General features: G+C 49.4%; 10 protein-coding genes and 2 pseudogenes. 3 read left to right on the forward strand and 9 right to left on the reverse strand.

From position 1 onward, the window contains the following. Positions 1-44 precede the first annotated feature (44 nt). The 6 genes from nagA to HII30_RS07225 form a co-directional block, all read right to left on the reverse strand. Positions 45-1202, reverse strand: a complete 1158-nt coding sequence (gene nagA / locus HII30_RS07200; RefSeq protein WP_169504337.1) for an N-acetylglucosamine-6-phosphate deacetylase — start codon at positions 1200-1202, stop codon at positions 45-47. Between the two features lie 20 nt (positions 1203-1222). Continuing rightward, the gene (locus HII30_RS07205; RefSeq protein WP_169504338.1) at positions 1223-2167 is read right to left on the reverse strand and encodes an ROK family protein; all 945 of its coding nucleotides are present in this window, start codon (positions 2165-2167) and stop codon (positions 1223-1225) included. 135 nt (positions 2168-2302) lie between these two features. After that, positions 2303-3502, reverse strand: coding sequence for an enoyl-ACP reductase FabV (gene fabV, locus HII30_RS07210; protein WP_169504339.1), 1200 nt, complete (start codon positions 3500-3502; stop codon positions 2303-2305). A 130-nt stretch (positions 3503-3632) separates the two neighbouring features. Continuing rightward, on the reverse strand, positions 3633-4208 hold the full coding sequence (locus tag HII30_RS07215; RefSeq protein ID WP_169504340.1) for a DUF4825 domain-containing protein: 576 nt from the start codon (positions 4206-4208) through the stop codon (positions 3633-3635). After that, entirely contained in the window at positions 4208-4885 is a 678-nt protein-coding gene (locus HII30_RS07220; protein ID WP_169504341.1) for a permease prefix domain 1-containing protein, read from the reverse strand. Before HII30_RS07220 ends, HII30_RS07215 begins: the two co-directional genes overlap by 1 nt. Further along, positions 4882-5235, reverse strand: coding sequence for a PadR family transcriptional regulator (locus HII30_RS07225; RefSeq protein WP_169504342.1), 354 nt, complete (start codon positions 5233-5235; stop codon positions 4882-4884). The genes HII30_RS07220 and HII30_RS07225 overlap by 4 nt, the downstream gene beginning before the upstream one ends. A gap of 326 nt (positions 5236-5561) precedes the next feature. Here HII30_RS07225 and HII30_RS07230 point away from each other — a divergent pair, with 326 nt between their 5' ends. The 3 genes from HII30_RS07230 to HII30_RS07240 all read left to right on the forward strand — a co-directional run bounded on the left by HII30_RS07230 (position 5562) and on the right by HII30_RS07240 (position 7505). Further along, the gene (locus HII30_RS07230; protein WP_211184460.1) at positions 5562-5897 is read left to right on the forward strand and encodes a hypothetical protein; all 336 of its coding nucleotides are present in this window, start codon (positions 5562-5564) and stop codon (positions 5895-5897) included. A 65-nt stretch (positions 5898-5962) separates the two neighbouring features. Continuing rightward, complete coding sequence (locus tag HII30_RS07235; RefSeq protein WP_169504369.1) at positions 5963-7201, forward strand: Tle-like phospholipase domain-containing protein; 1239 nt, start codon at positions 5963-5965, stop codon at positions 7199-7201. 31 nt (positions 7202-7232) lie between these two features. Further along, positions 7233-7505, forward strand: a complete 273-nt coding sequence (locus tag HII30_RS07240) for a hypothetical protein (RefSeq protein ID WP_169504343.1) — start codon at positions 7233-7235, stop codon at positions 7503-7505. A 212-nt stretch (positions 7506-7717) separates the two neighbouring features. Here the strand turns inward: HII30_RS07240 and HII30_RS07245 are convergent. The 3 genes and pseudogenes from HII30_RS07245 to HII30_RS07255 form a co-directional block, all read right to left on the reverse strand. After that, positions 7718-7957, reverse strand: a pseudogene (locus HII30_RS07245) (nitroreductase family protein); the annotation flags it as partial. A gap of 60 nt (positions 7958-8017) precedes the next feature. Continuing rightward, entirely contained in the window at positions 8018-8740 is a 723-nt protein-coding gene (gene istB / locus HII30_RS07250) for an IS21-like element helper ATPase IstB (RefSeq protein WP_169504344.1), read from the reverse strand. A 1-nt stretch (position 8741) separates the two neighbouring features. Next, positions 8742-9341: pseudogene (locus HII30_RS07255) on the reverse strand (hypothetical protein); the annotation flags it as partial.

The raw sequence follows: 9341 nt of genomic DNA on the forward strand, positions 1-9341 counted from the left end.
TTATACTATATTATTCCGATAGAATAAGTGGAGTATATCACCTGCTAAGAGAGTCTGTCAAACACTTTTCGACCTTTAACCCATGTGGACATCACATTTAAGCCGGAATCCAGCACAAGGAAATCTGCATCTTTTCCAGCTTCCAGAGAGCCTTTTCGGAAGTCTATCCCCACTTGCCTGGCCGGAACAGTTGTAAAAGACGGGAGTACCTCTTCAAGAGATAGACCGGTGAATGACATAATATTCCGCAGGGCATCAATCATAGTCAGGGAGCTTCCCGCCAAGGTGTTTGTACCTTTCAGATAGACCTGACCCTCCCGCATTTCTTTATAGCCATAGTCTCCGTCCGGGAGGCCGCAGCTGGTCACCGCATCCGTAACGGCACAGATCTGCAGCGCCTTTTTCAGATCATACATCATACGAACAACAGCAGGATGCACATGATGTCCGTCTGCAATCAGCTCGATCGTGAGCTCCGGCAGCATCAAGCCTGCTCCCGCAAGCCCTGGGTCGCGGTGGTGCAGCGGACTCATCCCGTTAAAATGATGCGTCGTATGCGTAACACCCCGTGTAACCGCTTCCTTTATTTGTTGAAATGTGGCATCTGAATGCCCTGCAGAAACCGTAATTCCGTGACTTCGAAACTGCGTCACAGCCTCCATGCCGCCATCAAGCTCCGGTGCCAGTGTAACCAGTTTTATCATATGTCCGGAGGCCTGAATCAGCTCATCGATCTGCCCCGGAGTTGGAAGACGAACATCATCTGCAAGCTGAGCACCGCGCCGCTTCAGGCTGATGAAAGGACCTTCCAGATGAATACCGAGCATTTCTGCCCCCTCTACTCCCTTCGTGATGGCATCTGCGGCACAGGCCAGTGCTGAAATCAAATGCTCCTGATTCGACGTGTTCGTCGTAGCCAGAAATGAAGTGGTTCCGCGAGCTGCATGAAAACGGCTCATTTCATTTAAGCTTTCGTATTTCGCATCCATCACATTACAGCCATTCCCTCCATGAACATGAACATCGATAAAGCCTGGAACAATGATTAAGCCCTCAGCCTCATGGATGTTTACTTCTTCTGGCTGGTGCCCAATCTGCTTACCTGCAGCTTCAATTCTGCCATCTTCACTAACCAGCAGATGTCCCCTCGCGAACTTACCGGAAGGCAGGTAAATGTCCGCACCTGTCCATAACGTTTTCAATGTACTTCCCCCTCTCTAATCTAATTGGCATTCGACAGGCTCATAACCGCACCGTACAGCCCTGCCGAATCTCCAAGCTGACCTTGTGTCACTTCAGGCCGATGAGCTTTAGGATACAGCTGCTGAATTGTATTCCGGATCGGACTAAGCAGCATATCTCCCGCATTGGCAGCCCCTCCGCCAACTACGATCATTTCCGGATCCAGCAAATAAATCATAGTGGTCAGCTTCTTCCCCAGCACTTCACCTGCATAGGCAAAAATGTCACATGCAAGCTTGTCGCCACTAACAGCCGCTTCGTGAACATGCCGTGCGGTGATGGTACCGGCGTATTCCCTCAGAAGGCTGTGTCTCCCTTCTTGGACCGCTTCCTCTGCAAGCCGGGCTAAACCGCTGGCTGAAGCAATGGTTTCCAAACAGCCTTGTTTCCCGCATTTACAGGGCACCATATTTCCTTCAACCGGGTCATGACCGATCTCGCCTGCATATCCATGAGCCCCGCGGATCAAATGCCCGTCTACAATAACCCCGGCGGCAATACCGGTGCCCAATGTAATACAGATCACACTGTTTAACCCTTTTGCAGCTCCGCCTGTATACTCCCCCCAGGCATACATCCGGACATCATTATCGATACTCACAGGTACCTGCCATCTCGAAGAAAGATCGGATACGAGCTTTACATCATACCATCCCAGGTTAGGAGCACGAAGCACGGTTCCCGATGCCAAGTCCAGGTGGCCTGGAACACCTGCTCCAATGCCGCTCAGAACGGCATCAGAACGGTGCATATGCATCATCCTTTTAATCTCCTGATCCAACCGGTTTAAATAACCCGTATAATCATTATCAGCATCCGATGCCGTCCGCATTACATGTTTGGAGATCAGCTGGTGCTGCTCATCAAACATACCGATAACTGTATTGGTTCCTCCGATATCGAGCCCGATTCTCACCTTATTCACCCAAGTCACCTTCCTATTCTGATGTGAAACAATATGTAACTCATACCTATAAAAAAGAGCGGGAAATCCATAATATATGAATTTTCGCTCGATTTTTTGGCCCCATGAACGCTTATATCAATGGTAGATTTTACATCAACTGGAATGATATACTGTCTCAATTTCAACAACAGGGTTGCTGTCTGCCTCATAATCCACACCATCGGTTTCAAATCCGAAGAGCTGGAAAAATTCGCGGCGATAGCCTTCCAGGTCGGTCATGTCATGAATATTGTCGGTTGTGACCGCATTCCACAGCTTTGCCACGTCTTCCTGAACATCTGGCCGCAGTTCCCAGTCGTCAATACGAATTCGCCCCTTCACATCAACAGGCACTTCACTTCCACTGTACAAGCGTTCCGCAAACAGGCGATAGCTCTGCTGAATGCAGTTCTCGTGGAGGCCTTTCTCTTTCATCACCTTGTAGAGCGCGGAGACATAGAGCGGTACGATCGGGATCGCGGAACTGGACTGTGTAACCAATGCTTTGCTGACCGATACGAAAGCACGGCCACCGCCTGCTGACAGCTCGTCATTAAGCTTCAAAGCCGTAGCTTCCAGATGATCTTTTGCCTGTCCGATGGAGCCGTCCCGATAAACCGCCTGCGTAATCTCGGAGCCGATATACGAATACGCAATGGTCGTTGCATCCTCAGCCAGTACACCGCCTTCTTGCAGCGCCTTGATCCACAGCTCCCAATCATCGCCGCCCATGACCGTTACGGTATCCTGAATTTCCTGGTCGCTCGCAGGCTCAAGCGTAACCTCACTGACTTCCCCTGTGTGGAAGTTGACGGTCTTGTTCGTAAAGGACTGGCCGATCGGCTTCAGAACAGAATTTGCAACTTCTCCTGTCCGCGGATTGGTACGGCGTGCAGAAGCGACGCTGTATACAACAAGATCAACCTGCCCCAGCTCTTTGGAGATCACCTCGACGGTTTTCTGTTTCGTTTCCTCAGCATACGCATCACCCGTGACGCTGAACGATTTCAATCCGGCTTCCTTCGCCATGCTTTCGAATGCAGCAGAATTATACCAGCCTGCAGAAGCTGTACGCTTCTCTGTCCCTTGGCTTGGACGATACACGCCAACCGTATTGGCGTTCGCTCCAAAAGCAGCTGTTATCCGTGCCGACAGACCATAGCCCGTCGATGCACCAATCACCAGCACATTGCGCGGACCCTTAAATTCGGGACGTCCCTGAATATATTCCACTTGTTCTTTCACTTGACGTGCACACCCTTCCGGATGGGCAGTCGTACAAATAAATCCACGTGTTCTCGGTTTAATAATCATTATTCATATCCTCTCTTTACTACATTTTAGGATCTGATCATAAACGTAATCTTCTTTATTCTATCAATTTTTTCCCCAAGGCTAAACCTTTTCTTATAAACAGCTCTTCACGGCCTCTACACCAGCCCGCTCACTGTCCGGATTCCACCATGACCATTTCCTTGTAAAAGTCATCTGCAGAACCTGGCTGCTTCACGCGTTCCTGCACGATCTCATCCCACTCCTGTTCAGATTGAAGCTCCGACAGACTGCCCTGAATACCGTACCACTCCGCTAATTCATTGCGTTTCACCGTATAATCTCCGTCCGGGAAGTGCCATATAACCGCCTCCAGATTATCAATAAACACCATGTTCGCTGTCGTATTATACATCAGCAGTTTTTTCAAAAGAGAAGGTTCAATTTCAGCCGCAGACTGTTCGAAGTTTAACTGCGCTGTCAGCTGGTCCGGATACAACTGGAAGGTAAATCTCAGATCGGAATACGGCAGCTGCCTGTTCAGGTTTGATACCTTTCCTGCATCCCCCATATATTTGCTTTTGTATCTCGCCGCCGGGGCGATATGATGTGTTGCCGGGTCCTGCTGCATGATCTCATACTGTGCCGCTTCTTGTTTCACATTCGGTTTCACATAACCTTCAATAACAAATAATCCGATCAATCCAACGATGATCAATGATAGAATCCATTTATTTTTTTGCTTCATTAAGAACTCACCTCGTATTTGCTAATTCTTTGTTGTGCATGCTGCAGCACCAGCGGAATCAATATGGCTGTCAATGTAGGCAGCAGCTCCATACCGAGTACATATAAGTCATAGGGTCCGTTTAGATGAATGGGCCGGCCAAACCATAGATTGCTTCCGAACCGAGTCAGCAATGTGAACACGGCAGTGACGAGCATTGCGGCTCCCCAAAGGGCCCAAGCTATTCTACTGATTTTCTTTAAAGCATTCGTATTCACCATGACGGTCTGGCTTTCCCGGGAACGGCCTGATTTAACATAAATCACATACCCTATCCCAGCCGCCGCACAGAGTACAATCAGCAAGTTATTGACCACGAACCCCGAAAAGGTCATGCGGGCAGGCAGCGTGATAATCCAGGCTAACAGCATGCACAGCAATGAGTGCTGGAGAAGATCCAATCGAAAACCACTCCAGTCCGTCTGCTGATGACCTTCAATCAGATAATCAACAGACTGCACATCCCGGGTTGCTGCCGCCACAGCCGCATCATACGTCATCCCTTCCTGCATATAATCCTGAACCTTGGCCTCCAGATTACTCAAAATTTCATCCTTGAGCTCTTTCACCGCCTTGGTCTTGCGCTGCTTGTGAAATAAACGGTCTACATAGTGCTCCAGATCATTTGGCGTTGTCATTTGTCCTGCTCCTTTCCATCCCCGATCAAAATATCGATAATCTTTCGGGCCGCGTGCCACTCCTCACGATTGTGCTCCAGGCGGCTGCTCCCTTCTAGAGTGAGATGATAATACTTGCGGCGCCCGCCCTGGGTTTCTTCGCCCCAATAGGACGTAATCAAACCCTGTTTCTCTAGTCTCTTTAAGCTTGAGTACAAGGTAGGTTCCTTCAATTCAAACTGACCTGCACTTCGCTGCATGATTTCTTTAATAATCTGATATCCATAATTGTCTTCATCCAGAAGTACACGCAGTATAAACGTATCAATGCTGCCCCGGATCAGGTCACTGTTATGTAATGGAATACTCAACGTCCAGTCATCTCCTTTCTCGAGTGTAATGTAACACGTATAACTATGTCTGTCAAAGTACTATGACACATTAATATCATTTCGGTACTTTTCTTCCCGGTCTAAAGCCCCAGAATTTATGAAGCTGAAGTACCAATCACAGGCAGTAAGCCGCAGTCTGATTGATATTCCCTAAATTCTGGATTAAACTATTAGCGTACTATCATGTCTAAAGTGTGACAATTTATTAGAATGTGCAAGGGGTGATAGTGGAGATGAAGATTAATGTTAACAAAGCAGCTGGTGTCTTTTTATTGTTGACTCTAATCATAGGAGGATGTCAAAGCATGAACAACAGCACTAATCCTGCTCAGCACACTAATACTAATGATGTGACAGCAGATCTCGAGTCTGAGGAGTTACAAACACAAGCCGAAGAAACTGCCAAGCAAAGCCTGAAGGAAAAATACGATATCGAGGTTGAGATCACGAAAAGCCGAGTTTTACCGGAGCACATAGCCAATGAGGTTCGACTCGAAGGCCATGTTCAGGGTGATGACAAGCAATTTTTCAATATTACCGTTAACTATGAAACCAATGAAACCTCCAACTTCTCCATGAGTCCGGAGCTAGTCGAGCATCTCAGGGAGAAAGGATACGAACCGTTTGATTCCAAAAAATAACTTCAGGATTGGAGGCCTTGCTCGTGTCCGACAAGCCGAACATTGACGACGAAACGTATAACAGAATGTCCAGTATTGCCTATGATGATCTAAGAGAGGGCCAGCAAATCGAAGATCTTCCTGGATGGGTCGTACTCGAGGATACCAACAGCAGAGCTATTTCCGGCATGGACGTTGTCACATTTGTCAATCCGGAGACCAATCAGGCGGTCATCGCTTATCGCGGTACGGAAGCCAGTGAAGCTTTGCCGACTTCCGTTCCTGACTTCTTGGCAGATGGCGGCATAGGTCTTGGTGAATTATCGCGCAAACTGGAATTTGAACGTCCTTTCGACGAGCAGCTCACCGCTTTTGAAGATACAGTTGGGATCACCGCTTTAAACAACTGGATCGGTGACGCATCCAAGCAGGTCGATAAATTTGTAACCAACTCTTCCACGAACCAGCTTTACCAGGCGGAGAACTATGCAAATGAAATGATGGAAAAATACGACAATCTGGATTTTTCCTTGACTGGACACTCCTTGGGCGGCGCCAATGCGCAGTATGCAGCCGCTTATACCGGACTTGATGCTGTCACGTTCAGTGCCCCATCCGTTGTCGGAAGCCTGACACCCGAAGCAAGAAGAAGAGCCGAAGAAGGTGCATTTGATTCACAAATTATTAACTACGCACACCCTGGCGACATCATCGCAAGCGGAACACTTGGGGGATATGATGGTCATGTAGGTTCAACATACTACATCGACTCCAGCTACGCCGATGCGAACGATGGCATCAGCATTAAAGACAAGATCGATAATACACTTGGCGGTCCTAATTATCACCAGCTGGATCGATATGAATTCGACGAGAATGGATATATTTCCAACCCGCTGTTTGATCCTGTTACAGGTGAAGAATTAGATTCGCCGAGAATCCCGCCGAATCTGTTTGGACTGAGCGGTGCAGCAGGTACCGGGGGCATCCTCGGAGGCGGAGGCGTCTTTGGCCAGCTGGGCGCTGGCAGTGCGGCGCTCGGAGCAGGTGCCGGGACCATTCAGGTCACCCCTGCCGAGCTCAGAAGCGTGGCAGAACGCTGGAGAAGCAATGCCCACCAATGTCACAACGAGATCGAAGGCATTCGTCAGCGGCTGAATCGATATATGCATTCCAGTCACAGCCGGCGCCTTACGCCGATTATTCAGCAGGTGGATCAATCGGTCGTTTCCATGAGCCAGTGGCATATGCAGCATACCGGTGACATTGTGGATTACATTAAATACAAAGCAGATGTGTTTGAGCAGACGGACCGAAGTGGATAAAACATCGCAACTTGCCGGAGGAGGCACATCAATGAACAGTGAAATTCTGCTTGAGCTAAACGAATTGCTTCAGGCTGAGAGGGAATTAACCGCCCTCCTCAGCAAGCTGCGGGCCGATGAACAGGAAGCTCGCGTCATGTATTCACGTCTCCAGGATTGGAGAGGCCAATCGGCGAACGTGCTTCGGGATCAAATCGAGCTGTTTTTCTCAGAGCTGTCCAGACGCATTCATCAGATTGAACTCGAGAAAATGGAGCTTGTGCGGTACGTACAGCATATGAGACAGGTGGATGGCGCATCGTAGCTAATCCATACTATATTGAATGCACAAAGAAACCGTTCCGATCATAAATGGTGGCTGGTACCTCCATTTTACAAAGGGCGGTTTCTTTGTGCTTTGTTTTGGGGCAGACTTGCATGAATCAGCGGAGGGGACGAATCAATTCCCGACAAGCGAGAGCGATGGGAGGAATGATTCGTAACCGCAGCGTTTAAGCAAACAGCCCCTTTATCCTATTACAAAGTGTTGTAAGAGACGATATCCTCAAGCGGAAGTCTGACTGTAGGTCTCGCAGGTGCAGCCGCCTTGCCAACTGCGATCAGCATAACACTGCGGTAATGTTCCGGAATCTGGAATGCCTCCATAAACTGCCCTTTGTGGTATCCCCCCATAGGTACGGTATCATATCCTCTTGCCCGGGCAGCCAGCATCAGCTGCATGGAGATCAGTCCGGCATCGACATCCACTGTTTTTTGCAAGTGAAAAATGCTGAGTTTTGCTGCGAAAAGTGCCGAGGTCACTTGCCAGCATAATCGTTACTGCGGAATTCGGTCCATAGCCTGCTTGAGACGGAAGCTCTCGCCTGTGAAAGAAAGAATATGAGCATGGTGTACCAGACGGTCCACTAAAGCAGAAGTGAGCTTGGTATCACCAAAGATCGAGGTCCATTGTCCAAATTCGAGATTGGACGTCACAATCACGCTTTGCTGCTCATAGCAATCGGCAATCACGTTAAAGAGCAGCTCGGATCCGGTCTGGCTAAAGGGTACATATCCGACTTCATCCAAAATGAGAAGGTCCAGTTTTCTCAGCTTTTCCCGGAATCGGGTTAGTGTACCGGCTGCAAACTTTTCCTGCAGCATAGCGACCAGATCCGAGGCGCGGTAAAACTGTACAGCTTGTCCCCGTCTGCAAGCCTCCACGCCTAATGCCGTTGCCATATGAGTTTTTCCGGTGCCCACGGCGCCCATTAAGAGCAGGTTCTCCTTTTGTTCTAACCATGTCAGTTCCCTCAAAACGTCTAACGGTTGTCCATTGGGGAATGTAATATGCTCTTCCACATATCCGTCAAACGTCTTCAAATGGGGAAACCCAGCCTGCTGGACCAGTTTTCCCAGCTTGGCTCGGCGTCTGCCTTCGCGCTCTGCGAGCAGCAGCTTTTCCACGAGTTCGCTTGTTTTCTCATCCTGCCCAGCCACATAATCCACCACATGGGCCAGTCGGAGCTGCCGGCAAAGCTCGGTTAAATCTCTTCCCATCCTAACTCACCCCCATCAGGCGGTCATAGCGCTCTAGCGATTCTGCCGTTTGGGTACCTGGCGGAGACAGTGTCTCAGGCCATGCTGCCGGAATATCCCGGTTACTTTGCAGGATACCTAAAGCGGCACTCAACTGAGCCACGGTTGCCTCAGGTCCAGACTCCTCCAGCACCTGCCGAATGTGTTCCAACTCGTACACCCCACTCCAGTGCAGAAGCGCCTGCAATCGTTCTTTGCGCACGGCCAGATCCGTGACCTTTACATACGTTTGGATAGCCTCCGGCAGCATGCGGACAAATTGCGAATGCGTGACGCTTCGAGGCTTCCGAAGCAGATTCGTAAACACCTGCTCCCAAGGGATATCGGCGGTTCGTCCTGTATAGGGACGAGGCACTTCCCGAATTCGCTGCTGCTGGGAAGTGAGAAGCACCAGGCGGTCCCAGAAGATTTGGATAAGTACTTCTTTCCCCGGCTGAACCAGGCCTGCCAAAGGGATCGTATGCTCATCCACACGTATTTCCCCGTATTTGTTCGCCACGGCTGCACTCATACGGAAGGCCTCATAACCGTGTTCCGGCAGAGTAAGCAGAACAGCACGGTC

It is taken from the genome of Paenibacillus lemnae, assembly GCF_012933385.1.
Taxonomy (GTDB): Bacteria; Bacillota; Bacilli; order Paenibacillales; family Paenibacillaceae; genus Paenibacillus_AQ; species Paenibacillus_AQ lemnae.